Raw genomic sequence first — 25050 nt, 5'->3', positions numbered from 1 at the left:
AACCTTTCGGCTCCGGCGGCCCTTCCGACCGCTGCGAGGGGCGCGGGGTCAGCTCTTCCCGGCGCCGTGCTCCATGTCCTTGCCGAGGTCGACGGCGCCGTCGGAGGAGGCGTCCGGCTCCGCGTCCGCCTTCACGCCCCCGTCGGCGTCCCCGTCGGACTCCCCGTCCTTCTCCGCCTTCTCGGCGGGCCCGGCGGACCCGGCGGACCCTTCCGGCTTCTTCTCCGCCTTCGGCTCCACGATCTCCTCGCGTCCCGGCCGGACCCGCGACGAGACCACGATGTAGACCACCGCGAGGAGGAAGACGACGATGGCCGTCCACACGTTCAGGCGCAGGCCGAGCACGTGGTGCGCCTCGTCGACGCGCATGTACTCGATCCAGCCGCGGCCCGCGCAGTACGCGGCGACGTAGAGCGCGAAGGCGCGCCCGTGGCCGAGCCTGAAGCGGCGGTCGGCCCAGACGACCAGGAGGGCGACGCCGACGCACCAGAGCGACTCGTACAGGAAGGTCGGGTGGTAGGTCCCGGCCTCGCGGTTCGCGCTCTCGGTGATCTTCAGGGCCCAGGGCAGGTCGGTCGGCCGGCCGTACAGCTCCTGGTTGAACCAGTTGCCCCAGCGGCCGATGGCCTGGGCGAGGGCGATGCCGGGCGCGATGGCGTCGGCGTACGCGGGGAGCGGGATGCCCCGGCGGCGGCAGCCGATCCAGGCGCCCACCGCGCCGAGCGCGATGGCGCCCCAGATGCCGAGGCCGCCCTCCCAGATCTTGAAGGCGTCGACCCAGTTCTCACCCTCGCTGAAGTACAGCTGGTAGTCGGTGATCACGTGGTAGAGGCGTCCGCCGACGAGGCCGAAGGGCACCGCCCAGACGGCGATGTCGGCCACGGTGCCGGCGGTGCCGCCCCGGGCGATCCAGCGCTTGTTGCCGTACCAGACGGCGACGAAGACACCGATGATGATGCAGAAGGCATAGCCGCGCAGCGGGATCGGTCCGAGGTGGATCACGCCGGTCGACGGGCTGGGAATGTAGGCAAGGTCCATGGCAGGTCCGACGCTACCCTGCCGGGCGGGCACGACGGCAGCCCGCCCGGCAACGTCTGGGTAACTAACCCCGGTGGACGGGGGCCCACCGGGGGCGGCTCAGCCGGCCGACGGGGAGGCCGTGCCGGGCTTCTTGCCCTTGTCGGCCTCGGCGACCCACTTCTTCAGGTTCTCCGGGGAGAGCTGTTCGTTCCCCTTGGTCGGGAAGATCGACTCTCCGTTGAGGAGGACGGTCGGGGTGCCGCGGAAGCCGCCCTTCTGGAAGGCCTCGTTGGACTTCACGACCCAGCTGTCGTGCGTGCCGTCCTCCACGCAGCTGCGGAACGCCGGCGTGTCGAGGCCGGGCACCTTCGCCGCCAGCTCGATCAGCCGCGCGTTCTTGCCGAAGGCGTCGTCGGTCTCCTGCGGCTGGTTGACGTAGAGCGTGTCGTGGTACGCGGTGAACTTCCCGGCGTCCTGGGCGCACGCGGCGGCGTTCGCCGCGCGCAGCGAGCCGCTGCCGCCCATGTTCCCGTCGATGAGGGTGGCGAGGTGGTACTCGGTCCTGAGCTGCCCGGAGGCCTCCAGCTGGTGGATGGAGTCCCGCATGACGTTCTCGAACTGGGCGCACGCCGGGCAGCGGAAGTCCTCCCAGATCTGGAGGGTCGCGGGGGCGTCCGGCCGGCCGGTGGGGATGGCGGGCTTGTCGCCGTCGACGGAGGTCGACGGGGCGACCACCGGACCTGCCTTGTCGGACCCGCCGTCCTTGTCGGCGTTCGCGGCGATCACGCCGACGACCGCGGCCAGGGCGAGGACGCCGACCACCGCCGACGACACGATCAGGACGCGCCGCTGCCGCTCACGGGACTTGTCGCGCTCGCGCTGCTGCTGAAGGCGCTCGCGCGCGCTCCGGTTACCGTCACCACTGCTGTTCTGGCTCACGCCCCGGTCAACGAACCGGGGAGGCGCGGGCGCGCCTCCCCGGTCCCAGATCCACCCGGACGGGTTACGAATCCCGGCGGACGCCCTCGGCGAGTTCGGCCGCCAGTTCCCTTACGGCGGCGAGTCCGGCGGCCTCGTCCCCCTCGGCGTCGAGGATCCGCTTCACGAAGGCGGAGCCGACGATGACGCCGTCGGCGAAGGCGGCGACCTCCTTGGCCTGGACGGCGTCGGAGACCCCGAGCCCGACGCAGACCGGGAGGGTGCGGCCGGGCTCGACGGCGGCGCGGGTGCGGCGGACCAGGTCGGCCGCCTGCTCGCCGACCGACGCGCGGGTGCCGGTGACGCCCATGAGGGAGGCGGCGTAGACGAAGCCGGATCCGGCGGCCGTGATGGTGGCGAGGCGCGCGTCCCTGCTGCTGGGCGCGACGACGAAGACGGTCGCGAGACCGTGCTTGTCGGCGTGCTCGCGCCAGAGCGCGGACTCCTGGACCGGCAGGTCGGGCAGGATGCAGCCCGCGCCGCCGGCCGCGGCGAGCTCCTCGGTGAAGCGCTCGACGCCGTAGCGGTCGATCGGGTTCCAGTACGTCATGACGAGGACCGGCTTCCCGGTGGCCTCGTGGGCCTCGCGGACCGTGCGCATGACGTCGGCGATCCGGACGCCACCGCGCAGGGCGATGTCGTCGGCGGTCTGGATGACCGGGCCGTCGAGGACGGGGTCGCTGTGCGGGAGGCCGACCTCGACGACGTCGGCGCCGCCGTCGAAGACGGCCTTGATCGCCGCGATGCCGCCGTCGACGGTCGGGAAGCCGGCCGGCAGGTAGGCGATGAGCGCGGCCCGGTCCTCGGCCTTCGCCGCGGCGAGGGTGTCGCTCAACAGCTGGATGTTGCCGCTCACTTGGCGTCCCCCTCGATCTCGGCGGTGTCGTCGGCACCGGCGTCCGCGGCGACCTCGGCGTCGGTGTCGTACAGGCCGAAGTAGCGGGCGGCGGTGTCCATGTCCTTGTCGCCGCGCCCGGAGAGGTTGACCACGAGGAGGCCCTCGGGGCCCAGCTCCCTGCCGACCTCGACGGCCCCGGCGAGGGCGTGCGCCGACTCGATGGCCGGGATGATGCCCTCGGTGCGGGAGAGCAGGCGCAGGGCCTGCATGGCGGCGTCGTCGGTGACGGCCCGGTACTCGCCGCGGCCGCTGTCCTTCAGATAGGCGTGCTCGGGGCCGATGCCGGGGTAGTCGAGGCCGGCCGAGATCGAGTACGGCTCGGTGATCTGGCCCTCGTCGTCCTGGAGGACGTAGCTGCGCGAGCCGTGCAGGATGCCGGGCTCGCCGGCGGTGAGGGTGGCCGCGTGCTCGCCGGTCTCGACGCCGTGGCCGGCCGGCTCGCAGCCGATCAGGCGCACGCCGGCGTCCGGGACGAAGGCGTGGAAGAGGCCGATGGCGTTGGAGCCGCCGCCGACGCAGGCGATCGCCGCGTCGGGGAGGCGTCCGGCGCGCTCCAGGATCTGGCGGCGGGCCTCGACGCCGATGACGCGGTGGAAGTCGCGGACCATGGCGGGGAAGGGGTGCGGGCCGGCGACGGTGCCGAAGAGGTAGTGCGTGCGGTCGACGTTGGCGACCCAGTCGCGGAAGGCCTCGTTGATGGCGTCCTTGAGGGTGCGGCTGCCGGACTTCACGGCGACGACCTCGGCGCCGAGCATCCGCATCCGGGCGACGTTCAGCGCCTGGCGCCGGGTGTCGACCTCGCCCATGTAGATGGTGCAGTCGAGGCCGAAGAGGGCGCAGGCGGTGGCGGTGGCGACGCCGTGCTGCCCGGCGCCGGTCTCCGCGATGACCCGGGTCTTGCCCATGCGCTTGGTCAGGAGGGCCTGGCCGAGCACGTTGTTGATCTTGTGCGAGCCGGTGTGGTTGAGGTCCTCGCGCTTGAGGAAGATCCGGGCGCCGCCGGCGTGCTCGGCGAACCGGGGCACTTCGGTGAGGGCGCTCGGGCGGCCCGTGTAGTGGACCATCAGGTCGTTGAGCTCGCGGGCGAACTCGGGGTCGCCCTTCGCCTTGTCGTACTCGACGGCGACCTCGTCCACGGCGGCGACGAGGGCCTCCGGGATGAACTTGCCGCCGTAGGCGCCGAAGTAGCCCTCGGCGGTGGGGACCTGACCGTCCGGGTCGGGAATGAAGAACTCGGTGGACATGCGGTTGCTCCTCGCGGGGCGGGTGCCCCGGGGTTACGTGTGGGTGATGGTCACGGTATGCGCGCGGTCCACTCGCGTACGCCAACGCGGTCGCCGGCGCGGGGCGCCGTTACGGGCTACCGCCCGCGAGGACGGCGCCCGGGCGTCCGCCCTGACGTTGCCCTCGCCGGTGGCGCGGTCACGGGTGCCGTCGCCGGTGCGGATGCCGTCGCCGTTGCCGGGACGGTGCCCGGGCGATGCCCGCAGCCTGGCCGTGGGCCTCCGCCCCCTCCGTTGTGGGCAGTCGTTCCGCTGGGGCGTGGGGGTCCCCCCTCTGGGGGAGGGTGGGCACAACGGGACGGCGCCCTTTGCCGGGCCCAGGCTCCCGCACCTTGACCCGCACCCCGTGTGCGCCGGGCCGGTGGTGCGGGCGGGTACAGGTGCGGAGGCGCCCGCGATGGGCGCCGTCCCGTGTGCCCACCCTCCCCCAGAGGGGGGACCCCCACGCCCCTGCGGGACGACTGCCCACACGGGGGTGGCGGAGGCGCCCGCACGGGCGAGGTGGCCGGAGAGCCGGAGGTGCTAGGCGTTGGTGTCCCGCGCGAGGCGCGGGCGCCATCGCATGCCGTTGACCTGGCCGGGCTCGTCGCCGATCACGTACCGCACCCGGCGGCCGAGGACCCGCCGGGCGGGTGCGCGGCAGCCGCGCGGGCGGCAGCCCCGGGCCAGGGGGGCGTGCGCGGGGACGGGGGCCGCGGCGGTACGGAGCCGGCCGCGGCGCCCGGGTGCCGACGGCACGGCGACGTTCCCCCGGGCGGCGGGGCCCGGAGGTGTCGGCGCGTCGCGGCGGGGACTCATGGTCCGGTCAGCTCCGCCCGTGGCGGAGGGCCGGGTGGGCACCGGCGGCGACCAGGTCGGCGACGGCGCCCTTCGGGTCGCGGCCGGTCACCAGGGACTCGCCCACGAGGACCGCGTCGGCGCCCGCGTTGGCGTACGCGATGAGGTCGTGCGGGCCGCGGACGCCGGACTCGGCGACCTTGACGACGTGCGCCGGGATCTCGGGGGCGACGCGCTCGAAGGTGGAGCGGTCGACCTTGAGGGTCTTGAGGTTGCGGGCGTTGACGCCGATGATCCGGGCGCCCGCGTCGACGGCGCGCTCGACCTCCTCCTCGTCGTGCACCTCGACCAGCGGGGTGAGCCCGATGGACTCGGCCCGCTCGATGAGGGAGACGAGGGCCTCCTGCTCCAGGGCGGCGACGATGAGGAGCGCGAGGTCCGCTCCGTACGCCCGCGCCTCCCAGAGCTGGTACGCGGTGACGATGAAGTCCTTGCGCAGGACCGGGATGTCGACCTTGGCGCGGACGGCCTCCAGGTCCGCGAGGGAGCCGCCGAAGCGGCGCTCCTCGGTGAGGACGGAGATGACGGCCGCGCCGCCCGCCTCGTAGTCCGCGGCGAGTCCGGCCGGGTCGGCGATCGCGGCGAGCGCGCCCTTGGACGGGCTGGAGCGCTTGACCTCGCAGATCACCTTGACGCCGTCGCCGCGCAGTGCGGCGACGCCGTCCTTGGCCTGCGGCGCCTTGGCGGCGCGCTCCTTGAGCTCGTCGAGGGTGACCCGCGCCTGCCGCTCTGCGAGGTCGGCGCGCACGCCTTCGATGATCTCGTCGAGCACACTCACGCGAGGGGCCCCCTTCCGGGACGGTGATGATGAACCAGGTTCAGCCACATCGATCCTATCCGCAGGACGGCCCGGGAATCGCATCGGCCGGAGCGGCGTCCCACCTGCTGGGACGTCCCGCCGGGGTTCCGGCGGGTCCTCACGGGGCCAGCGCGGAGCCGAAGGGAAGGTTCCTGACCAGGGTGAAGAGGGCGAGGACGGCCCCGATCCCCCACCACCAGTTCGGGGGGACCGAGAGGCGCGTCGGTACGCCCCGGTAGGCGCGAACCAGCCACAGGACGGCCACGACGGCGAACACGCCGTAGCCGACGACGGCGAGGGCGTTGGAGCCGAGGGCGGCCGGGAGGTCGCCGTGGGCGAAGGCGTGGGCGCTGCGGAGCCCGCCGCAGCCGGGGCAGTACACGCCGGTGAAGCGGAGCAGGGGGCAGACCGGGTAGTGCCCCGGTTCGTTGGGGTCGACGGTCCCGACGTACGCGAACGCCGCGACGACCCCGGCGACGGCCCCCACGGGCGCGAGCAGACGCCGGACGCGCGAGCGGGGCGGGGAGGGGGGCACGGGGGGCACGAAGGGCCCGTGCCAGACGGCACCGGGCGGCGCGGGCACGCCGTCCGGGCGCGGGCCCGGGGCCTCCGGCGGCGCTCCCGGGCCCGGGGCCTCCCTCGTCGGGGCCGGGACATTCGTGGCCGCGGGTTCCGCCGACCGGGTGCGGTGGGCGGTGTCGGTCGCGGGTTCGGGCGTCGGGTGTGGGTCCACGCGGTGATTCTCGCCCCTCGCGCGCGAAGGCGCAGCCCGGTCCCTCACGCGCGAGGGCGCGGTCCGGCGTCGCCGGGCCGCGCCCTCGGGTGCGTGGGGTCGCGTCAGGAATGGGCCCGCGCGGTGGTGGTCGCGGCCTCGCGGGCGGCGGCCACGTCGGCCGACTCCTTCGGCATGCCGAGGCCCGCCACCTTCATCGCTCCGCCGACGACGCCGCCGAGGAGGACGACGGCGATGCCCGCCCAGAAACCGGGCACGTTGGCGGCCACCATGAAGACTCCGGCGATGCAGAAGCCGATGAAGGAGATGATGACACCGGTCCAGGCGGCCGGGGTGTGTCCGTGGGCGCTGCCCGCCATGAGTTGCTCCTCGTTGCTGTTGCTCGGTGGTGAGGTCACGCGTGCGCGGACGCTCGGCGCTCATTGTCCCGCACGCGGGCGCGCGAGGATGAATCGGGGGTACCGGGACGATCACGCGTCGCGGTCGGCGCCCCGGCCCGGTCAGCCCCGGGTGGGGTCCTCGCCGCGGTCCAGGGCCTTCCACAGGTCCTCGGGCCGGTCGGGGTCGGCCGTGGGGGCCTTGCGGGCGGCGCGGGGGGCGCCGGTGCGCTCGTAGCGGCCGCCCATGGCCGGCCAGTTCTTGCCGAAGCGGAGCGCGAAGAGGCCGGCGAGCAGGATGAGGGCGGCGCCCGCGGCGGTCACGTACGGCCAGGCGGTGTGGGTGAGGCCGGCGACGGCGGCGGCCGTGTCGCCGCTGATCCGGGCGGCCTCGGCGTCCAGGGCGCTCCGGTCGGAGGCGCCGAGGACCGCGGCGAGCGCGGCGCCCGCGCCGCTCAGCGCGAGGAGCGCGGCGACGAGGGTGCGGCCGGTGCGGCGCACGGCGAAGACGGCGAAGAGCGCGGCGAGGCCGACGATCGCGAGGGCGGTCGGCACGCCGGTGACGGTGCCGCCGTCGGCCTCGACGGGGACGCTGCCGCCGCCGACGGCCGCGGTGCCCTCCGCCCAGATCTGCCCGGCGGAGAGCAGGACGACGGTGGCGCCGAGGGCGCCGAGGAGGAGGGCCGCGGCCAGGCTGCGACGGCCACCGGAGGGGGCGGCCGCTCGGGCGGCCCGGGGCTGGGGTACGGGTACGGCACTCACGTACCCCACTATCCCCTACGGGCTCAGGAGGCGTTCATCCGGTTGGCGGTGTGGACGGCCCGGAGCACGGCCGCGGCCTTGTTGCGGCACTCGTCGTCCTCGGCGACCGGGTCGGAGTCGGCGACGACACCCGCCCCGGCCTGCACGTACGCGGTGCCGTCGCGGAGCAGGGCGGTGCGGATGGCGATGGCGGTGTCCGCGTCGCCGGCGAAATCGAGATAACCGACACATCCGCCGTACAGGCCGCGCCGGGAGGGTTCGAGCTCCTCGATGATCTGCATGGCGCGCGGCTTGGGGGCGCCGGAGAGGGTTCCGGCGGGGAAGCAGGCGGTGAGGACGTCGAAGGCGGTGCGGCCCTCGGCGACCCGGCCGGTCACGGTGGAGACGATGTGCATGACGTGGGAGTAGCGCTCGATCGACATGAAGTCGACGACCTCCACGGAGCCGGGCGCGCAGACCCGGCCGAGGTCGTTGCGGCCGAGGTCGACGAGCATGAGGTGCTCGGCGCGCTCCTTGGGGTCGGCGAGCAGCTCCTCGGCGAGGTCGTGGTCCTCCTGCGGGGTGGCGCCCCGGTGCCGGGTGCCGGCGATGGGGTGGAGGAGCGCCCGCCCGTCCTCGACCTTGACGAGGGCCTCGGGGCTGGATCCGACGACGTCGAAGCCGTTCTCGAAGCGGAAGAGGTACATGTACGGGGAGGGGTTGGTGGCCCGCAGGACCCGGTAGACGTCGAGCGCGGAGGCGGTGCAGGGGGTCTCGAACCGCTGCGAGGGCACGACCTGGAAGGCCTCGCCGGCCCGGATGCGCTCCTTCACGTCCTCGACGGCCTCCTGGTAGGCCGGGCCGCCCCAGAGGGCCGAGTACGCGGGGAGCTCGGAGGCGGGCAGGGCGGTGGGGGCGGTGGCGACCGGGCGGGCCAGGTCGGCCTCCATGGCGTCGAGGCGGGCCACGGCGTGCGCGTACGCCTCGTCGACGCCGGTCTCCAGGTCGTTGTGGTTGATCGCGTTGGCGATCAGGAGGACCGAGCCGTCCCAGTGGTCGAGGACCGCGAGGTCGCTGGTGAGGAGCATGGTGAGCTCGGGGAGCTCCAGGTCGTCGCGGCCGTGCTCGCCGATCTTCTCCAGGCGGCGGACGATGTCGTAGCCGAGGTAGCCGACCATGCCGCCGGTGAAGGGGGGCATGCCGGACGCGAGGTCGCGGGGGGTGTGGAGGGTCTCGACGGTGGCGCGCAGGGCGGCGAGGGGGTCGCCGTCGGCGGGGACGCCGACGGGCGGGGTGCCGAGCCAGTGGGCCTCGCCGTCCTTCACCGTCAGCGTGGCGTCGCTGCGGACCCCGATGAAGGAGTAGCGGGACCAGCTGCGGCCGTTCTCCGCGGATTCGAGGAGGAAGGTGCCGGGGCGTTCGGCGGCGAGCTTGCGGTAGAGCCCGACCGGGGTGTCGCCGTCCGCGAGGAGCCTGCGGCTGACGGGGATGACGCGGCGGTCGGCCGCCAGCTTGCGGAAGGTCTCGAGATCCATGGCACCGGACCTTACTGGGATACGGGGAGCACGTCGGCGTCGAAGCAGGTGCGGGCGCCGGTGTGGCAGGCGGCCCCGACCTGGTCGACCTTGACGAGGAGGGTGTCGGCGTCGCAGTCGAGGGCGACGGACTTGACGTGCTGGACGTGGCCGGAGGTGTCGCCCTTGACCCAGTACTCGCCCCGGCTGCGGGACCAGTAGGTGCAGCGGCCGGTGGTGAGGGTGCGGTGCAGGGCCTCGTCGTCCATCCAGCCGAGCATCAGCACCTCGCCGGTGTCGTACTGCTGGGCGATGGCGGGGACGAGCCCGTCCGGGCTGCGCTTGAGCCGGGCGGAGAGGGCCGGGTCGAGATTGCTGCTCATGGCGCCATTGTGCCGCGCCCGGGGGCGGTGTCCGGCGGGCGTCCACTGGGCGGACCGCCGGCGTCCGCCGTACGCTGGCGGACATGTCGACCCATGCCAAACGTGAACGGCTTCTGCTGGCTGATCTGTTGGAAGCTGCCGGTCCGGACGCGCCGACGCTCTGCGAGGGGTGGCGGGCCCGGGACCTGGCGGCCCATGTGGTGGTGCGGGAGCGGCGCCCGGACGCGGCGGCCGGTTCGCTCGTACCGGCGCTGAAGGACCGGCAGGACCGGGTGCAGGCGGAGTTCGCCGACCGGCCGTACGACGAGCTGATCCGGCTCATCCGGACGGGGCCGCCGAGGTTCTCGCCGTTCACGATCAAGCAGGTGGACGAGGGGGCGAACGTCGTCGAGTTCTACGTGCACGCGGAGGACGTGCGGCGGGCCCAGCCCCACTGGTCGGCCCGTGAGCTGGACCCGGTCTTCGCGGACGTCCTCTGGTCCCGCCTGGAGCGCACGGCCCGGCTGCTCGGCCGCAAGGTCCCGGTGGGTCTGGTGCTGCGCCGCCCGGACGGGCAGACGGTGGTCGCCCGCAAGGGCACCCCGGTGGTGACGGCCTCCGGGGAGCCGGGCGAGCTGACGATGTACCTGTACGGGCGGCAGGACGCGGCGAAGGTGGCGCTGGACGGCGAGCCGCAGGCGATCGAGCGGCTGCGGGAGACGAAGCGGCTGGGGATCTGAGCCGGGTTCTCGGACGGCCCTGCGCTACCTCGGCAGTTCGGCGCGGCGCAGGGCCGGGACCGTGAGGGCGAAGGCGCCGGAGAGGGCGCAGACGGCGGCGCCGGCGACGAAGACCGGGCCGGTGCCCCACAGGCCGGCCGCCGCGCCGGTGAGGGGCATGCCGAGCGGGGCGAGGCCGAGGCTGCCCAGGCTGGAGACGGCGCTCACCCGGCCGAGGTAGGCGGGCTCGCACTCGGTCTGGACGAGGGCGTGGCACAGCGCTCCGGAGACTCCGGCGAGCAGTCCGACGGCGACGGCCACGGCCACGGCGGCGGGCAGCCGGGGCACGAAGGCGAGGACGGCGACGGCCGAGGCTCCGAGGAGCATGGTCCAGCCGAGGGTGGCGCCCGCCCGGGGCAGCCGGCCGCGGACGGCGAGGAGCAGGGAGGCCGCGCCGGCGCCGGCGCCGAAGCCCGCGAGGAGCCAGCCGATGCCGGGGGCGCCCCAGCCCCGCTGTTCCGCGAGGAGGGCGAGGCCGACGTTGAGGGGCCCGACGAAGCCGAGGTCGGCGAGGAGGATGGTGATCATCAGCGGGCCGAGGACCCGGTGGCGGCGGAGGTGGCGCAGGCCGTCGGCGAGGTCGCGCAGGACGGGGCTCCCGGCCTTCTCCCCCTTCTCGCCGGTGGGCAGCGGGCGGAGCCGGAGGGCGCTGAGCAGGGGCAGCGAGAGGGCGAAGAGCGCTCCGGCGGCCCCGAAGGCGCTCGCGGGGCCGCCGGTGGCGACGGCGAGGCCGCCGAGCGGGGCGCCGAGGACGGAGCCCATGCGATGGGCCAGGCCGCGCAGGCCCTGGACGCGGGCGAGCTGGTCGTGGGCGGCGATCCGCGGCGGGAGGGCGCCGACGGCGGGCAGGAAGACGGCGTCGACGGCGCCGAAGACGAGCGCGGCGGCGGCGAGCAGCCAGAGGCCGGGCGAGGTGGCGAGGAGCACGGCGGCGAGGCCGAGGGTCACCAGGCAGCGGACCGTGTCGGAGACGAGGACGACCCGGCGCGGGCCGAGCCGGTCCGCGATCACCCCGCCGAAGAGCAGGAGCAGGGCGCGGGGCACGGCGGAGACGGCCATGACGAGACCGGCCTGGGCGGGGCTGCCGCTGCTGACGGCGGCCCAGGAGAGGGCGAGGTAGTAGACGCTGTCGCCGACGGTGGAGGCGGTGTAGGCACCGAGCCAGCGCAGGACCTGGGGGTCGCGGTGGGCGGGCCGCGGCGGGGCGGCGGCGAGGACGGCGGCGCTCATGCGCGGTAGGGGAAGGCGTGGATGTGGACGGCCACGTTCTCGCGTCCCTCGGTGTCGCCGGCCTCTTCGGCGGCGCGGGCCCGCTGGTCGTACTTCTCGACGACGGCGTCCAGTTCGGCGGCGAGTGCGGCGAGTTCGGGGGCGGTGAGGCGGGGCAGCCACTCGGAGCTGGTGGAGGCGGCGCGCCACTCGGCGGACCAGGTGTGCCGCTCGTCGAGGAAGCGGGCCTGCATCTCGCCGCGCTGCGCCTCGACCGTACGGCTGAAGGCGGCGTTCGCGGCGACGAGTTCGGGGGCGTCGCGCATGTCCTCGTCGTGGATGCTGAAGCCGTGGGAGCTGGGCTGCCACCAGCGTTCGCGGCCGTCCGTGGAGCGGGCCTCGGCCTCCTCGATGAGGCCGTGGTCGGCGAGCTTGCGCAGGTGGTAGCTGACGAGGGAGACGGCTTCGTCGACCTGCTCGGCGAGCTGGGACGCGGTGGCGGTGCGGGCCGTGAAGAGGGCGCGGTAGAGGCGCATCCGCAGCGGGTGCGAGACGGCCTTGAGGGTGCCGAGGTCGGTGATCCGGCGGTTCTCCGGTGAGGTCATGACCATGACCCTAGATACGAAGGAAAAGTTGCGCAACAAAAATTGCGAAAGAAATGTTGTGCGCTTGGGCATGAAGAAGGGCCCCCGAAGGGGCCCTTCCGGGAAACGGAACCGGGTCTCAGCGGACCGGGTGGCCCGCCTCCCGCAGCGTCTCCTTGACCTGGCCGATCCGCAGGTCTCCGAAGTGGAAGACGGAGGCCGCGAGCACCGCGTCCGCGCCCGCCGCGACGGCCGGCGGGAAGTCCGCGAGCCTGCCCGCGCCGCCGGAGGCGATCACCGGCACGGTCACGTGCTTGCGCACGGCCGCGATCATCTCGGTGTCGTAGCCGTCCTTCGTGCCGTCCGCGTCCATCGAGTTGAGCAGGATCTCGCCCGCGCCGAGCTCGGCGGCGCGGTGCGCCCACTCGACGGCGTCGATGCCGGTGCCCTTGCGGCCGCCGTGCGTGGTGACCTCGAAGGAACCGGTTTCCGTGCGGCGCGCGTCCACGGACAGGACGAGCACCTGGCGGCCGAAGCGCTCCGCGATCTCCCGGATCAGCTCGGGGCGCGCGATGGCCGCGGTGTTGACGCCGACCTTGTCGGCGCCGGCCCGCAGCAGCCGGTCGACGTCCTCGGCCGACCGCACGCCGCCGCCGACCGTGAGCGGGATGAAGACCTGCTCGGCGGTGCGGCGCACCACGTCGTAGGTGGTCTCCCGGTTGCCGGAGGAGGCGGTGATGTCGAGGAAGGTCAGCTCGTCGGCGCCCTCGGCGTCGTACAGCTTCGCCATCTCGACGGGGTCGCCCGCGTCCCGCAGGTTCTGGAAGTTGACGCCCTTGACGACCCGGCCGTTGTCCACGTCCAGGCAGGGGATCACGCGTACGGCGAGGGTCATGCGTCCTCACTCCGGTAGGCCTCGACCTCGACCTCGACGACCAGGCGGGGGTCGACGAAACCGGAGACGATGAGCATGGAGGCGGCGGGACGGACGGCGTCGAACAGCTCCTTGTGGGCGCGGCCGACCTCCTCCACGTCCCGGGCGTGGGTGAGGTACATCCGGGTCCGGACGACGTGCTCGGCGCCCAGGCCCAGCTGCTCCAGCGCGCCGAAGGCCACGTGGAAGGAGTTGACCGCCTGGTCGTACGGGCCGCCGTCCGCGATCTGGCCGTCGACCACCGACGTGCAGCCGGAGACCAGGACCGTGCCGTTCGGCAGCTCGACCGCGCGGGAGTAGCCGAACTGCTCCTCCCAGGGCGCTCCGGTGACGACCCTGCGGACGCCGGAGGTCACGACGCCACCGCCGCGAGCGCCTCTTCGAGGGTGAAGGCCTTGGCGTACAGGGCCTTGCCGACGATCGCGCCCTCGACGCCCAGCGGGACCAGGCCGGACAGGGCCCGCAGGTCGTCCAGGGAGGAGACGCCGCCGGAGGCGACGACGGGCTTGTCGGTGGCCGCGCAGACGTTCTTCAGGAGCTCCAGGTTGGGGCCCTGGAGGGTGCCGTCCTTGGCGATGTCGGTGACGACGTAGCGGGCGCAGCCCTCGGAGTCGAGGCGGGCCAGCGTCTCGTACAGGTCGCCGCCGTCGCGGGTCCAGCCCCGGCCGCGCAGGGTCGTGCCGCGCACGTCGAGGCCGACGGCGATCCTGTCGCCGTACTCGGCGATGACCTTGGCGACCCACTCGGGGGTCTCCAGGGCGGCGGTGCCGAGGTTGACGCGGGTGCAGCCGGTGGCGAGGGCGGCGGCGAGCGAGGCGTCGTCGCGGATGCCGCCGGAGAGCTCGACCTTGATGTCCATCGCCCTGGCGACCTCGGCGATCAGCTCGCGGTTGTCGCCAGTGCCGAAGGCCGCGTCCAGGTCGACCAGGTGCAGCCACTCGGCGCCGGAGTTCTGCCAGGCGAGGGCCGCTTCGAGCGGGGAGCCGTAGGAGGTCTCGGTGCCGGACTCGCCGTGGACGAGGCGGACGGCCTGGCCGTCGCGGACGTCGACGGCGGGGAGGAGTTCAAGCGTGCTGCTCACAGGGTTCCGATCCAGTTGGTGAGGAGCTGGGCTCCGGCGTCGCCGGACTTCTCGGGGTGGAACTGGGTGGCCCACAGGGCGCCGTTCTCGACGGCCGCGACGAAGGGCTCGCCGTGGGTGGCCCAGCTGACCTTGGGGGCGCGGAGGTGCGGGTTGCCGATCTCCATGCTCCACTCGCGCACCCCGTAGGAGTGCACGAAGTAGTAGCGGGCGTCGGCGTCGAGCCCGGCGAACAGCTCGCTGTCCGCGGGGGCGTCGACGGTGTTCCAGCCCATGTGGGGGACGACGGGGGCGTTCAGCGGCTCGACCGTGCCGGGCCACTCGTCGAGGCCCTCGGTCTCCACGCCGTGCTCGATGCCCTGGGCGAAGAGGATCTGCATGCCGACGCAGATGCCCATGACGGGCCGGCCGCCGGCCAGGCGGCGGCCGACGATCCAGTCGCCGCGGGCCTGCTTGAGCCCCTGCATGCAGGCGGAGAAGGCGCCGACGCCGGGGACGAGGAGTCCGTCGGCGTTCATGGCGCGCTCGTAGTCGCGGGTGATCTCGACGTCGGCGCCGACCCGGGCGAGGGCGCGCTCGGCGGAGCGCACGTTGCCGAAGCCGTAGTCGAAGACGACGACCTTCTTGGGGCTCCCCTTCACGGGGCCTGCGGGTGCGCTCATGACCACACGTCCAGACGGAGCACGCCGGCGGCGAGGCACATCGCGGCGCCGATCGAGAGCAGCACGATGACGCCCTTGGGCATCTGCTGCTTGGCGAAGGAGTAGATGCCGCCGAGCAGGAACAGCCCGACGACGATCAGGATGGTGGACAGGCCGTTCACGACTAGAGCGCGCCCTTCGTGGAGGGGAGGATGCCGGCGGCGCGCGGGTCGCGCTCGGAGGCGTAGCGCAGGGCGCGGGCGAGGGCCTTGAACTGGCACTCCACGATGTGGTGGGCGTTGCGCCCGTACGGGACGTGGATGTGCAGCGCGATCTGGGCCTGGGCGACGAAGGACTCGAAGATGTGCCGGGTCATGGTCGTGTCGTACGCGCCGATCATCGGCGCCATGTTCTCGGGCTCGGTGTGCACGAGGTACGGGCGGCCGGAGAGGTCGACGGTGACCTGGGCGAGCGACTCGTCGAGGGGGACGGTGCAGTTGCCGAAGCGGTAGATGCCGACCTTGTCGCCGAGGGCCTGCTTGAAGGCGGCGCCGAGGGCGAGGGCGCTGTCCTCGATGGTGTGGTGCGAGTCGATGTGCAGGTCGCCCTCGGTCTTGACCGTGAGGTCGAAGAGCCCGTGGCGGCCGAGCTGGTCGAGCATGTGGTCGTAGAAGCCGACCCCGGTCGACACGTCGACCTTCCCGGTGCCGTCGAGGTCGATCTCGACGACGACGGAGGTCTCCTTGGTGGTGCGCTCAACGCGGCCTACGCGGCTCATCGTTCCTGCTCCTTCATCAATTCACGGACCGCGTCGAGGAACGCGTCGTTCTCTTCGGGGGTGCCGGCGGTGACGCGCAGCCATCCCGGTACGCCGTTGTCCCGGACCAGGACGCCCCGGTCGAGGATGCCCTGCCAGGCGGCGTGGGTGTCGGGGAACTTCCCGAACTGCACGAAGTTGGCGTCGGACTCGGTGACCTCGTAGCCGATCGCCCGCAGCTCGGCGACGAGCCGGTCGCGCTCGGCCTTGAGCTGCTCGACGTACCCGAGGAGGGTGTCGGTGTGCTCCAGGGCGGCGAGCGCGGTGGCCTGGGTGACGGCGGAGAGGTGGTACGGCAGCCGGACGAGCTGCACGGCGTCGACCACGGCGGGGTGGGCGGCGAGGTAGCCGAGGCGGAGTCCGGCGGCGCCGAAGGCCTTGGACATGGTCCGCGAGACCACCAGGTTCGGGCGGCCCTCGATGAGGGGCAGCAGCGAGTCGCGGTGGCTGAACTCGACGTACGCCTCGTCCACGACGACCATCGACGGCTTGGCCGCCTGGGCCGCCTCGTACAGGGCGAGGACGGTGTCGGCCTCGACGGCGGTGCCGGTGGGGTTGTTGGGCGAGGTGACGAAGACGACGTCCGGGCGGTGCTCGGCGATGGCCTTCCGGGCGGCCTCCACGTCGATGGTGAAGTCGTCGTTCCGGGGGCCGGAGATCCAGCCGGTGCCGGTGCCGCGGGCGATCAGGGCGTGCATCGAGTACGAGGGCTCGAAGCCGATCGCGGTGCGGCCGGGGCCGCCGAAGGTCTGGAGGAGCTGCTGGAGGACCTCGTTGGAGCCGTTGGCCGCCCAGACGTTCTCGACGGCGACCGGGTGTCCGCCGGTGCGGGTGAGGTAGCGGGCGAGCTCGGTGCGCAGCTCGACCGCGTCCCGGTCGGGGTAGCGGTTGAGGCCGCGGGCGGCCTCGGCGACCCGCTCCGCGATCCGGGCCACGAGGGGCTCGGGCAGCGGGTAGGGGTTCTCGTTGGTGTTGAGCTGGACGGGGACGTCGAGCTGGGGCGCGCCGTAGGGGGACTTGCCGCGCAGCTCGTCCCGGACGGGCAGGTCGTCGATTCCGGTCACCGCTGCGGCACCTTCCACTCGAAGCGGGCCTTGATCGCCGCGCCGTGGGCCGGGAGGTCCTCGGCCTCGGCGAGGGTCACCACGTGGTGGGCGACGTCCGCGAGGGCGTCGCGGGTGTAGTCCACGATGTGCACCCCGCGCAGGAAGGACTGCACGGAGAGGCCCGAGGAGTGGCAGGCGCAGCCGCCGGTGGGCAGGACGTGGTTGGAGCCGGCGCAGTAGTCGCCGAGCGAGACGGGGGCCCAGGGGCCGACGAAGATCGCGCCGGCGTTGCGGACGCGGTCCGCGACGGCGGCGGCGTCGGCGGTCTGGATCTCCAGGTGCTCGGCGCCGTAGGCGTCGACGACCTTGAGGCCGTCGGCGAGGTCGCGGACGAGGACGATCGCGGACTGGCGGCCGGCCAGGGCCGGGACGATCCGGTCGTCGACGTGCTTGGAGGCGGCGACCTGGGTCTTCAGCTCGGCCTCGGTGGCCTCGGCCAGCTCCTCGGAGTCGGTGACGAGGACGGAGGCGGCCATCGGGTCGTGCTCGGCCTGGCTGATGAGGTCGGCGGCGACGTGCACGGGGTCGGCGGTGGAGTCCGCGAGGATCGCGATCTCGGTGGGTCCGGCCTCGGCGTCGATGCCGATGCGGCCCTTGAGGAGGCGCTTGGCGGCGGCCACGTAGATGTTGCCGGGTCCGGTGACCAGGTTGACGGGGGCGCAGCCGGGCTCGTCCCCGCGGGCTTCGGTGCCGTACGCGAACATGGCGATGGCCTGGGCGCCGCCGGCGGCGTAGACCTCGTCCACGCCGAGCAGGGCGCAGGCGGCCAGGATCGTCGGGTGCGGGAGGCCGCCGAACTCCTTCTGCGGGGGCGAGGCGACGGCCACGCCCTCGACGCCGGCCTCCTGGGCCGGGACGACGTTCATCACGACGGAGGACGGGTAGACCGAGCGGCCGCCCGGCACGTACAGGCCGACTCGCTCGACGGGGATCCACTTCTCGGTGACGGTCCCGCCGGGCACGACCTGGGTGGTGTGGGTGGTGCGGCGCTGCTCGCGGTGGACGAGCCGGGCGCGCCGGACGGACTCCTCCAGGGCGGCGCGGACGGCCGGGTCGAGCTCGTCGAGGGCGCGGGTGAGCTCCTCGGCCGGCACCCGCAGGCCCGGGACGCGGACGCCGTCGAATTTCTCCCCGTAGTCGATCACCGCGGCCGCGCCATGATGCCGTACGTCCTCGCAGATCGGCCGCACCTTCTCCAGGGCGGCTTCCACGTCGAACTCGGCACGGGGCAGCAGGTCACGCAGGGCGGAACCCTCGGGGAGGGCCTCGCCGCGCAGATCGATTCGAGAGATCACGGGTCAATTCTCTCAGACGCCCCACGGCGCCGGACGCCCGTATCACTGGCTGATACACACCACACTGGCGTCTTGTCGCCACTCCTGACCGTTAGCGTTCAGCCCGTCACACAGCGGGAAGAACGGCTGTACGAATCCACGAATCCCGGAGAGCGGAATCGTGGATGCGGATCGTGGAAAGCGAGGGGGCGGCAGTGACCGAGCCGCACGAGGACGGGATTCCGGACGGCCTCACGGGTCCGGAGCGGGCCCTGTGGCGGGCGTTCCGGGTGGGCAGGACGTGCGATCTGACGGAGGGGGTCGCGGAGCGGGACGACCCGTTCGGGGCGCGGGAGTGGGGGGAGGAGCGGAGCGTCCGCGCCGAGGTGGTGGCGCTGCTGCTGCTCTCCGGGCCGGGGGCCCGGTCCGGGCGGGTGGCCGCGCTGAAGCTGCGCGGGGCCAGGATCACCGGCGTCCTGGACCTGGCGGGCGGGACGATAGGGCCGTACGTGGAGCTCCAGGGGTGCCGGTTCGACGGCGAGGTGGTGGTGCCCGAGGCCCGGTTCGGCACCCTGCGGATGGTCGAGTGCGCGCTGCCGCGCCTGGAGGCGGCCCGGCTGCACACGGAGGGGGACCTGCACCTGCCGCGCTGCCGGGTGCGGTGGGGCATCCGCCTGACGGACGCCCAGATCGGCACGGACCTGCTGATCAACCAGATCCAGGTGTGGCCGGACCGGCGGGGACGGGCGATCGCGGCGGACGGGATGGTGGTGGCGCAGGACCTCCAGGCCGAGCTGATCGAGACGTACGGCGAGCTGAGCCTGCGCGGGGCCCAGGTCGGGGTCTCGCTCAGCCTGCGGGGCAGCGTGCTGCGCGGGGCCCAGGGCCGCCGCGCGCTCAACGCGCCGCAGCTGACGGTGGAGCGCTCGCTCTATCTGAACGCGGCCTGGGTGTACGAGGGGGCGGGGACGGCAGGGACGGCGGGAATGGGGGACGGGTCCACGGCCACCCCGCCGTACGGGCTGACGCCCGCCCGGGGCACCCTGCGCAAGCCGGTCGAGTTCCACGGCGGGGTGCGCCTTGACGACGGGCGGTTCGGCGACGCGGTGGACCTGAAGCACGCCCGGTTCCTGCTCGACGGCGCGCGCCGGGAGGAGGTGTCGCTGCGGCGGATCGTCACCCCGGAGCTGCGGTTCAACGGCGAGCGCCCGGAGGAGGGCCGGGTGGTGCTCAACGGCGCCAGGATCGTCACCCTGATCGACCTGTGGAGCAGCTGGCCGGGGCCCGGGGGCCTCGCGATGGGCGGCTTCGTCTACGAGAACCTCGTGCCGTACGAGCGCTTCCCGCTGGCCCTGCGCCTGGAGTGGGTGGCGGCGGCGACCCCGGAGTACGCCCCCGAGCCGTACGAGCGCCTCGCGGCGGTGCTGCGCAACAGCGGCGAGGACGCGGACGCGCGCGAGGTGCTGCTCGCCAAGCAGCGGCGCCGGCGGGAGACGCTGCCGGTCGCCGGGAAGCTCTGGGGGTATCTCCAGGACTGGACGGTGGCGTACGGCTACCGGCCGGGCCGGGCGGCGCTGTGGATGGCGGTGCTGTGGGCGGCGGGCACGGTGGCCTTCTCCCATTACCGGCCGGTCCCGCTGAAGGCGGACGAGGCGCCCGAGTGGAACGGCCCGCTGTACGCCCTGGACCTGCTGCTGCCGGTGATCAACCTCGGTCAGGACGGCTACTGGCGCCTCGAAGGCGTGTGGCAGTGGGCGGCGGCGGTGCTCGTCCTGCTGGGCTGGATCCTCGCGACGACGGTGGCGGCGGGGGCGACCCGCCTGCTGAGCAGGGGGTGAGGGGGCGGGGAGGGTTTTTCGCGCGGGAAGGCGGAGGCGGGCGCGGCAGGCGTGTGGAAGCTGTCACGGCGGGGTGAGGGAGCTGTCACGACCTGCCGGGACGGCTGCGGCGGCGGGGGGTGCCGGGGGACAATACGTCATGCCATGTCCTTGTTTCGCGCCCTGGTAGGCGCCGCCCGCTCGGCCCGGCACGCCCCGCGGCTCGCCGCCGGGCTCGTGCCGGACGACGACGTACTGCTCGACGCCCCGGACGAGCGGCTCGCCCCCGCCCTGGTCGCCGCCGCCCTCGGCGACCCCGAGCCCGCGGCGAAGCTGCTCGCCACCGCCCGGGACGCCGCCGAGTGGGAGGACCGCGACCGGTACGTCGCCCGGCTCGCCGCCTTCGCCCAGCACCGGGACGACTGGCTGCTCCAGTGGCTCTCCACCGCGCCCGAGGACTCGGACGCCCTCCTCGTCACGACGCAGCTCGCCGTCCGCAGGGCGTGGGGGTCCCCGGCGCGGGTCGAACTCCTGCGCGACATCGAGCCGCTGGTCCGGGGGGTCGCCGAGACGGCCCCGCACGACCCGGTGCCGTGGCGGCTCGCCCTGGACCACGCGCGCGGGGCGCAGGCGGGGCCCGCCGTCTTCGAGGCGCTCTGGGAGCAGGCCGTGCGCCGCTCCCCGCACCACTACGGCTGCCACGTCGCGGCGCTGAAGTACCTGTCCGCCCAGGGGCCCGGCTCGCGCCGCGCCGCCTTCGACTTCGCCGAGCGGGCGGCCGACGACGCCGCCCCGGACTCGCTCGTGCGGGCGCTGCCGGTCCACGCCGCCCACGAGGCGCTGCGGGTCTCGCCGGGGCAGGACGGGTCCGAGCCGCCGGCCGTGCTCGACCGGGCGGCGGACCGGGCCCTGGTCCTGTCGGCGGCGTTCCCGGCGGGCGACCCGTGGCCGGCCGGGGTCCGCAACCTGCTCGCGCACGTGCTGATGGAGCGGGGGCGGTGGACGGAGGCGCTGGAGGAGTTCGGCCGGATCGGTCCCTGCGCGACCTCGTTCCCCTGGGGGTCCGCGCGGGACGCCGCGCCGGAGGACCCTCCCCCGGGCTCTCGGCCCCGCCCGAACAGGGGGGATCCCCTCCTGCGGTTCCTGACCGCGCGGGACCGGACGCGGTTCGAGGTGGCCCGCCGGACGCCCCTGTGGACGCCCGGACGTGGACGGGCCGGACGGGGCGGGCCCGTCGGCCATTAGGCTGGCGGCTGTGACCGCTCGCCTGCCCCTCTTCCCGCTCAACACGGTGCTGTTCCCGGGCCTCGTGCTGCCTCTGAACGTCTTCGAGGAGCGTTATCGCGCCATGATGCGCGAGCTGCTCACGATCGACGAGTCGGAGCCGCGCCGCTTCGCCGTCGTCGCGATCCGCGACGGCCGCGAGGTCGCGCCGACCGCGCCCGGGATGCCGGATCCGACGGCGCTGCCCGAGAAGGGTCCGGCGGCGGGTTTCGGCCCCGACCCGATCCAGTCCTTCCACCGGGTGGGCTGCGTCGCCGACGCGGCGAGCATCCGGGAGCGCGCCGACGGCAGCTTCGAGGTGATGAGCACCGGCACGACCCGGGTGAAGCTGCTCTCGGTCGACGCGGGCGGCCCGTTCCTGACGGCCGAGGTCGAGGAGATCCCTGAGGAGCCGGGCGAGGACGCGGGCACGCTCGCCGAGGGAGTGCTGCGGGCCTTCCGGAGCTACCAGAAGCGGCTGGCGGGGGCCCGGGAGCGCTCGCTGACCACGAGCGAGCTGCCGGACGACCCGTCGGTGGTGTCGTACCTGGTCGCGGCGGCGGCGGTGCTCGACACGCCGTCGAAGCAGCGGCTGCTCCAGGCCCCGGACACGGCGACGCGGCTGCGCGAGGAGCTGTCCCTGCTGCGCAGGGAGACGGCGGTCCTGCGGCACCTGCCGTCGCTGCCGGTGGTGGACCTGACGCAGGCCCCGACGTACCCGAACTGAGCCGGGCCGGGTCCGGTTCCGGGCCGGTTCCGGGCCGGTTCCGGGCCGGGAAGAAGCGGGCCGGAAAGAACCGAGGAGGAGCGCGTGGCGAAGAAGCAGAAGAAGAACGGCGGGGGCACTCCGGCGACGGTGGCCCTGACGGAGGCCGGCACGTCCTTCACGGTGCACGCGTACGAGCACGACCCGGCCTCCCCCTCGTACGGCGAGGAGGCGGCGCAGGCCCTGGGCGTCTCCCCCGACCGGGTGTTCAAGACGCTGGTGGCGGACGTCGACGGCGAGCTGACGGTCGCGGTGGTCCCGGTGGCGGGCCAGCTGGACCTGAAGGCGCTGGCCTCGGCGGTCGGCGGCAAGCGCGCGACGATGGCCGACCCGGCGGCGGCCGAGCGCACCACGGGCTACGTGCGGGGCGGCATCTCCCCGCTGGGGCAGCGCAAGCGGCTCCGTACCGTCCTCGACGCCTCGGCCTCGGACCACGCGACCGTCTGCGTCTCGGCGGGGCGGCGCGGCCTGGAGGTCGAGCTCTCCCCCGCCGACCTCGCCGCGCTCACCTCGGCGGTGGTGGCCCCGATCGGCCGCGCCTGACGGACCCGGCGCGTCAGAGCGCCTCCGGGTGCTCCCAGGGATCGGGGTCGCGCGGGCCGAAGGCGGCCGTCAGGGACAGGTGCGCGATCATCGCCGCGAGCGGCCAGGCGAGGAGCGCGGCGGCGCCCAGGTTCAGTTCCAGCGGGGCCTCGAAGGCGACGCGGGGGCCAACCGCCTTCGCGTGGGCGACCACGTCCGAGGTCGGGCCGAAGTGGGTGCCGAGGCCCCAGGCGAGCAGCGAGCCCAGGACGCCGCCGGCGGCCAGGCCGAGGACCAGCGGGATCCCGCCCCGCCGGCGCAGCAGGAAGACGACGACTCCGGCGACCGCGCCGAAGGCCAGGGCGAGGAGGACGAACGTGCCGTCCGCGCCGATCGCCGACTCCCCCTCGGAGTTCTGGAGGTAGACGCCCTTGCCGTCGGAGACGAGCAGGACGCGGGGGGCCAGGTTCAGCCACAGCACTCCGAGCAGCGCTCCCGCGACCGCCGAGACGACGGTCACCAGGACGCCCTGGATGACCTCGGCCGCCGTGATCGGGTCCCCGTCCGGACCGGACGTCGGCGGGGGCGGCGGGGGCCAGGCGGGGTCGTGCGGCTGCGGCTGGTGAGGCGGAGTCAGAGGTGCGGTCACCCCGCCATCGTGCCAGGTGTGCCGGTGGCCCGCCTCAGCGGACGGCGGCCCTGCGGTACGCCCAGGTGGCGACGGCGAGCGAGATGACGCCGACCGCGCCGCAGACGGCGAGGTCCAGGGCGACCACCGCCCAGTCGGGGCGCGGGTCGAAGGTGTGGGCCAGGGCCTCCACGCCGTACGTCGACGGCAGCAGGTCCCGCGCCCAGCCGATGGGCGCGGGCAGCCGCTCCGCCGGGAGCACGCCGAGGAGCAGCGCCGCCGACATGCCGAGCTGGCCCAGGAGGGTGGCCAGTTCCTGGCGGGGCGCGAGGAGCCCGAGGGCCGCGCCGAGCCCCGCGAGGGCGGCGCCGGAGAGCGGGACGACGGCGACCAGGATCCACAGGTGGGTGAGCGGGAGGCCGAAGAGCAGGGAGCCCGCGACGGCGGTGAAGGCGGTGCCGGGGACGGTGAAGGAGGCGTACGCCCCGGCCGCGCCGAGCACGACGGCGGCGGGCGGCACCGGCAGGGTGGCGTAGTGGTCGAGGCCACCGGTGGCCCGCAGCTGGCCGAAGTACTGGGCGAGCAGGTTGAGCGCGACGAAGGCGACGACGAGGACGGTGGAGCCGGCCACGACGGCGCGCGCCTCGGAGCCGCCGTCGACGACCCCGCGCATCAGGACCATGATCCCGATGGACTGGAAGGTGGCGACGAAGAGCAGCGGGATGCGGGCGACGCGGGCCCGGGAGAGCTGGGCGCGGTAGACGGCGGCCAGGGACGGCAGCAGCCGGGCGCTCGGGGCGAGGGGCGCGGGGGCGGCCCCTTCGTCGTACGACCGGACGTCCGGCGCGCGGGTCGGCAGGGCCTCGGCGGGCACGGTGCTCACTGCGGACAGCTCCTGACGGTCACGTGCGGGTACGGAGCGCGGTGCCCTCCGGGGGTGGGGAGGGGCGCGTGCGGGAGACGGCGGCCCCCGAGGGCGCGGGAGGCGTCCCGGGCGCCGGGGGTCCGGGCGGCACCCCGGACGCCGGGACGGCGTACCGCGCCGACGGGGCCGCGCACGCCGGAGGCCCCGGCGGGGCCGGGCGTCGTGGCGGTCATGCCTTCACCAGCCCCTCCGTGCCCTCCGTGGCGCCGCCGAGGGCGAGGTAGACGTCCTCCAGGCTGGGCGTGGCCAGGGTGAAGTCGTCGAGGGCGGCGAAGGCGGCGCCGCCGGTGACGGTGGCGACGGCCGCGCGGGCCGCGTCGGGGGCGAGCCGCAGGACCCAGCGCCGGCCGGTCTCCTGGGCGAGGCCCCGCAGGGCGGCGACCTCGGGCAGGTGGAGGGGGGCGGTCTCGCGCCACACCAGCTCGACGCGGACCTCGCCCGCGACGCGCTCCTTGAGCCCGGCCGGGGTGTCGCAGGCGATGACCCGGCCGTGTTCGAGGACGGCGACCCGGTCGAGGACGGTCTCGGCCTCGATGACGTTGTGGGTGACGAGCAGCACGGTGGTGCCGTGTTCGGCGCGCCGCCGGTCGACGGCGGCCCAGACGGCGCGGCGGGCGACCGGGTCCATGCCGGTGGTGGGCTCGTCGAGGACGAGGACGGGCCGCCGGCCGGCGAGGGCGGCGGCGACGCAGGCGAGGCGCCGCTGTCCGCCGGAGAGCTTCTTGAGGGGCCGGGAGGCGAGCGCGGTGAGGCCCAGCTCCTCCAGGACGGCGTCGCCCTCGGCTCGCGCGTCGCGGGCGGTGAGGCCGCGCAGCCGGCCGGTGGTCACGGCGGCGAGGGAGACGGTCAGCTCGTCGAGGGCGGTGGACTCCTGGCCGAGGTGGGCGAGGAGCCGGGAGGCCCGCTCGGGGTGGCGCACCAGGTCGTGGCCGAGGAGTTCGACGGAGCCGGAGTCGGGCCGCATGAGCCCGGTGACCTGGCGGACGAGGGTGGACTTGCCCGCTCCGTTGGGGCCGAGCAGCCCGAAGATCTCCCCGCCGCGCACGTCGAGGCTGATCCCGTCGGTGGCCCGCACCTCGGGGGTCGCCGGCGCACCGCGCCCGCCGCGCGTGGCGGGGTACGTCTTGACCAGATCCCGCACCGCGCACACCGTACTCACGGG

30 protein-coding genes are annotated in these 25050 nt (G+C 74.4%); 5 read left to right on the top strand and 25 right to left on the bottom strand.

All coding sequences use genetic code 11. The annotated features are described in order from the left end of the window. Window positions 1–48 precede the first annotated feature (48 nt). The 11 genes from lgt to hisI form a co-directional block, all read right to left on the bottom strand. Window positions 49–1038, bottom strand: coding sequence for a prolipoprotein diacylglyceryl transferase (lgt, locus tag ACIP5O_RS16495; RefSeq protein WP_401293695.1), 990 nt, complete (start codon window positions 1036–1038; stop codon window positions 49–51). A gap of 99 nt (window positions 1039–1137) precedes the next feature. After that, window positions 1138–1959, bottom strand: coding sequence for a DsbA family protein (locus tag ACIP5O_RS16490; protein WP_401293692.1), 822 nt, complete (start codon window positions 1957–1959; stop codon window positions 1138–1140). 64 nt (window positions 1960–2023) lie between these two features. Beyond that, window positions 2024–2854, bottom strand: coding sequence for a tryptophan synthase subunit alpha (gene trpA, locus ACIP5O_RS16485; RefSeq protein WP_401293689.1), 831 nt, complete (start codon window positions 2852–2854; stop codon window positions 2024–2026). Then, window positions 2851–4140: a tryptophan synthase subunit beta gene (gene trpB, locus ACIP5O_RS16480; protein ID WP_401293686.1), complete on the bottom strand. Its 1290-nt coding sequence runs from the start codon at window positions 4138–4140 to the stop codon at window positions 2851–2853. Before trpB ends, trpA begins: the two co-directional genes overlap by 4 nt. A gap of 561 nt (window positions 4141–4701) precedes the next feature. Continuing rightward, the gene (trpM, locus tag ACIP5O_RS16475) at window positions 4702–4977 is read right to left on the bottom strand and encodes a tryptophan biosynthesis modulator TrpM (RefSeq protein ID WP_401293683.1); all 276 of its coding nucleotides are present in this window, start codon (window positions 4975–4977) and stop codon (window positions 4702–4704) included. A gap of 7 nt (window positions 4978–4984) precedes the next feature. Then, window positions 4985–5794 (bottom strand): indole-3-glycerol phosphate synthase TrpC, encoded by an 810-nt coding sequence (gene trpC / locus ACIP5O_RS16470; protein ID WP_401293680.1) that lies wholly within the window; start codon window positions 5792–5794, stop codon window positions 4985–4987. Between the two features lie 139 nt (window positions 5795–5933). After that, a complete protein-coding gene (locus ACIP5O_RS16465; protein WP_401293677.1) occupies window positions 5934–6548 on the bottom strand; it encodes a DUF2752 domain-containing protein in 615 nt (204 codons plus the stop codon). 104 nt (window positions 6549–6652) lie between these two features. Then, window positions 6653–6907: an HGxxPAAW family protein gene (locus ACIP5O_RS16460; protein WP_356543504.1), complete on the bottom strand. Its 255-nt coding sequence runs from the start codon at window positions 6905–6907 to the stop codon at window positions 6653–6655. 141 nt (window positions 6908–7048) lie between these two features. Further along, complete coding sequence (locus ACIP5O_RS16455) at window positions 7049–7696, bottom strand: TIGR02234 family membrane protein (protein ID WP_401293674.1); 648 nt, start codon at window positions 7694–7696, stop codon at window positions 7049–7051. A gap of 14 nt (window positions 7697–7710) precedes the next feature. Beyond that, window positions 7711–9201 carry an anthranilate synthase component I gene (locus ACIP5O_RS16450; protein ID WP_356543508.1) on the bottom strand — a complete coding sequence of 497 codons (1491 nt, stop codon included), beginning with the start codon at window positions 9199–9201 and terminating at the stop codon, window positions 7711–7713. Window positions 9202–9212: 11 nt separating this feature from the next. Then, window positions 9213–9563, bottom strand: coding sequence for a phosphoribosyl-AMP cyclohydrolase (hisI, locus tag ACIP5O_RS16445; protein WP_356543510.1), 351 nt, complete (start codon window positions 9561–9563; stop codon window positions 9213–9215). 83 nt (window positions 9564–9646) lie between these two features. Between hisI and ACIP5O_RS16440 the strand changes: the two genes are divergently transcribed. Beyond that, the gene (locus ACIP5O_RS16440) at window positions 9647–10282 is read left to right on the top strand and encodes a TIGR03085 family metal-binding protein (protein ID WP_401293670.1); all 636 of its coding nucleotides are present in this window, start codon (window positions 9647–9649) and stop codon (window positions 10280–10282) included. Window positions 10283–10306: 24 nt separating this feature from the next. Here the strand turns inward: ACIP5O_RS16440 and ACIP5O_RS16435 are convergent, their stop codons facing one another. The 10 genes from ACIP5O_RS16435 to hisD all read right to left on the bottom strand — a co-directional run bounded on the left by ACIP5O_RS16435 (window position 10307) and on the right by hisD (window position 17988). Beyond that, window positions 10307–11551 (bottom strand): MFS transporter, encoded by a 1245-nt coding sequence (locus tag ACIP5O_RS16435; protein ID WP_401293667.1) that lies wholly within the window; start codon window positions 11549–11551, stop codon window positions 10307–10309. Continuing rightward, window positions 11548–12135, bottom strand: a complete 588-nt coding sequence (locus ACIP5O_RS16430; RefSeq protein ID WP_401293664.1) for an ArsR/SmtB family transcription factor — start codon at window positions 12133–12135, stop codon at window positions 11548–11550. Before ACIP5O_RS16430 ends, ACIP5O_RS16435 begins: the two co-directional genes overlap by 4 nt. A gap of 118 nt (window positions 12136–12253) precedes the next feature. After that, a complete protein-coding gene (gene hisF / locus ACIP5O_RS16425; protein WP_356543515.1) occupies window positions 12254–13009 on the bottom strand; it encodes an imidazole glycerol phosphate synthase subunit HisF in 756 nt (251 codons plus the stop codon). Beyond that, a complete protein-coding gene (locus tag ACIP5O_RS16420) occupies window positions 13006–13404 on the bottom strand; it encodes a RidA family protein (protein WP_401293662.1) in 399 nt (132 codons plus the stop codon). The genes hisF and ACIP5O_RS16420 overlap by 4 nt, the downstream gene beginning before the upstream one ends. Then, window positions 13401–14129, bottom strand: coding sequence for a bifunctional 1-(5-phosphoribosyl)-5-((5-phosphoribosylamino)methylideneamino)imidazole-4-carboxamide isomerase/phosphoribosylanthranilate isomerase PriA (priA, locus tag ACIP5O_RS16415; RefSeq protein WP_401293659.1), 729 nt, complete (start codon window positions 14127–14129; stop codon window positions 13401–13403). The genes ACIP5O_RS16420 and priA overlap by 4 nt, the downstream gene beginning before the upstream one ends. Beyond that, window positions 14126–14791: an imidazole glycerol phosphate synthase subunit HisH gene (hisH, locus tag ACIP5O_RS16410; RefSeq protein WP_401293657.1), complete on the bottom strand. Its 666-nt coding sequence runs from the start codon at window positions 14789–14791 to the stop codon at window positions 14126–14128. Before hisH ends, priA begins: the two co-directional genes overlap by 4 nt. After that, window positions 14788–14952 carry a hypothetical protein gene (locus tag ACIP5O_RS16405; RefSeq protein ID WP_030205444.1) on the bottom strand — a complete coding sequence of 55 codons (165 nt, stop codon included), beginning with the start codon at window positions 14950–14952 and terminating at the stop codon, window positions 14788–14790. The genes hisH and ACIP5O_RS16405 overlap by 4 nt, the downstream gene beginning before the upstream one ends. Window positions 14953–14954: 2 nt before the next feature. Beyond that, window positions 14955–15548, bottom strand: coding sequence for an imidazoleglycerol-phosphate dehydratase HisB (gene hisB, locus ACIP5O_RS16400; RefSeq protein ID WP_125666706.1), 594 nt, complete (start codon window positions 15546–15548; stop codon window positions 14955–14957). Beyond that, entirely contained in the window at window positions 15545–16651 is a 1107-nt protein-coding gene (locus tag ACIP5O_RS16395; RefSeq protein WP_401293654.1) for a histidinol-phosphate transaminase, read from the bottom strand. Before ACIP5O_RS16395 ends, hisB begins: the two co-directional genes overlap by 4 nt. Further along, window positions 16648–17988, bottom strand: coding sequence for a histidinol dehydrogenase (gene hisD, locus ACIP5O_RS16390; protein WP_401293651.1), 1341 nt, complete (start codon window positions 17986–17988; stop codon window positions 16648–16650). Before hisD ends, ACIP5O_RS16395 begins: the two co-directional genes overlap by 4 nt. 194 nt (window positions 17989–18182) lie before the next feature. On the opposite strand from hisD, the gene ACIP5O_RS16385 reads away from it, so the two are divergent. The 4 genes from ACIP5O_RS16385 (at window position 18183) to ybaK (ending at window position 22356) form a co-directional block, all read left to right on the top strand. After that, complete coding sequence (locus ACIP5O_RS16385) at window positions 18183–19805, top strand: oxidoreductase (protein ID WP_401293648.1); 1623 nt, start codon at window positions 18183–18185, stop codon at window positions 19803–19805. A 144-nt stretch (window positions 19806–19949) separates the two neighbouring features. Beyond that, window positions 19950–21029: a hypothetical protein gene (locus ACIP5O_RS16380; RefSeq protein WP_401293646.1), complete on the top strand. Its 1080-nt coding sequence runs from the start codon at window positions 19950–19952 to the stop codon at window positions 21027–21029. A gap of 10 nt (window positions 21030–21039) precedes the next feature. After that, entirely contained in the window at window positions 21040–21774 is a 735-nt protein-coding gene (locus ACIP5O_RS16375) for an LON peptidase substrate-binding domain-containing protein (protein WP_356543531.1), read from the top strand. 84 nt (window positions 21775–21858) lie between these two features. Continuing rightward, window positions 21859–22356: a Cys-tRNA(Pro) deacylase gene (gene ybaK / locus ACIP5O_RS16370; protein ID WP_356543533.1), complete on the top strand. Its 498-nt coding sequence runs from the start codon at window positions 21859–21861 to the stop codon at window positions 22354–22356. 13 nt (window positions 22357–22369) lie between these two features. Here the strand turns inward: ybaK and ACIP5O_RS16365 are convergent, their stop codons facing one another. From ACIP5O_RS16365 to ACIP5O_RS16350, 4 genes are read right to left on the bottom strand one after another with little or no spacing between them, the layout of a single operon-like run. After that, the gene (locus ACIP5O_RS16365) at window positions 22370–22984 is read right to left on the bottom strand and encodes a DUF2567 domain-containing protein (protein ID WP_401293641.1); all 615 of its coding nucleotides are present in this window, start codon (window positions 22982–22984) and stop codon (window positions 22370–22372) included. A 34-nt stretch (window positions 22985–23018) separates the two neighbouring features. Next, the gene (locus ACIP5O_RS16360) at window positions 23019–23846 is read right to left on the bottom strand and encodes an ABC transporter permease (RefSeq protein WP_401293638.1); all 828 of its coding nucleotides are present in this window, start codon (window positions 23844–23846) and stop codon (window positions 23019–23021) included. After that, window positions 23843–24061: a hypothetical protein gene (locus ACIP5O_RS16355; RefSeq protein WP_401293636.1), complete on the bottom strand. Its 219-nt coding sequence runs from the start codon at window positions 24059–24061 to the stop codon at window positions 23843–23845. Before ACIP5O_RS16355 ends, ACIP5O_RS16360 begins: the two co-directional genes overlap by 4 nt. Continuing rightward, entirely contained in the window at window positions 24058–25038 is a 981-nt protein-coding gene (locus ACIP5O_RS16350; RefSeq protein WP_401294161.1) for an ABC transporter ATP-binding protein, read from the bottom strand. The genes ACIP5O_RS16355 and ACIP5O_RS16350 overlap by 4 nt, the downstream gene beginning before the upstream one ends. Between the last annotated feature and the right edge of the window lie 12 nt (window positions 25039–25050).

It is taken from the genome of Streptomyces sp. NPDC088915, from assembly GCF_044749825.1.
Taxonomy (GTDB): domain Bacteria; phylum Actinomycetota; class Actinomycetes; order Streptomycetales; family Streptomycetaceae; genus Streptomyces.
This window is presented reverse-complemented; position numbering and strand designations above follow the sequence as displayed.

Coding starts and splice junctions, on each gene's coding strand:
- lgt (WP_401293695.1), bottom strand. CDS start 1,038: ATGGACCTTGCCTACATTCCCAGCCCGTCGACCGGCGTGATCCACCTC.
- trpB (WP_401293686.1), bottom strand. CDS start 4,140: ATGTCCACCGAGTTCTTCATTCCCGACCCGGACGGTCAGGTCCCCACC.
- trpM (WP_401293683.1), bottom strand. CDS start 4,977: ATGAGTCCCCGCCGCGACGCGCCGACACCTCCGGGCCCCGCCGCCCGG.
- ACIP5O_RS16460 (WP_356543504.1), bottom strand. CDS start 6,907: ATGGCGGGCAGCGCCCACGGACACACCCCGGCCGCCTGGACCGGTGTC.
- ACIP5O_RS16450 (WP_356543508.1), bottom strand. CDS start 9,201: ATGGATCTCGAGACCTTCCGCAAGCTGGCGGCCGACCGCCGCGTCATC.
- hisI (WP_356543510.1), bottom strand. CDS start 9,563: ATGAGCAGCAATCTCGACCCGGCCCTCTCCGCCCGGCTCAAGCGCAGC.
- ACIP5O_RS16440 (WP_401293670.1), top strand. CDS start 9,647: ATGTCGACCCATGCCAAACGTGAACGGCTTCTGCTGGCTGATCTGTTG.
- ACIP5O_RS16435 (WP_401293667.1), bottom strand. CDS start 11,551: ATGAGCGCCGCCGTCCTCGCCGCCGCCCCGCCGCGGCCCGCCCACCGC.
- ACIP5O_RS16430 (WP_401293664.1), bottom strand. CDS start 12,135: ATGACCTCACCGGAGAACCGCCGGATCACCGACCTCGGCACCCTCAAG.
- hisF (WP_356543515.1), bottom strand. CDS start 13,009: ATGACCCTCGCCGTACGCGTGATCCCCTGCCTGGACGTGGACAACGGC.
- hisH (WP_401293657.1), bottom strand. CDS start 14,791: ATGAGCGCACCCGCAGGCCCCGTGAAGGGGAGCCCCAAGAAGGTCGTC.
- hisB (WP_125666706.1), bottom strand. CDS start 15,548: ATGAGCCGCGTAGGCCGCGTTGAGCGCACCACCAAGGAGACCTCCGTC.
- ACIP5O_RS16380 (WP_401293646.1), top strand. CDS start 19,950: ATGTCCTTGTTTCGCGCCCTGGTAGGCGCCGCCCGCTCGGCCCGGCAC.
- ACIP5O_RS16355 (WP_401293636.1), bottom strand. CDS start 24,061: ATGACCGCCACGACGCCCGGCCCCGCCGGGGCCTCCGGCGTGCGCGGC.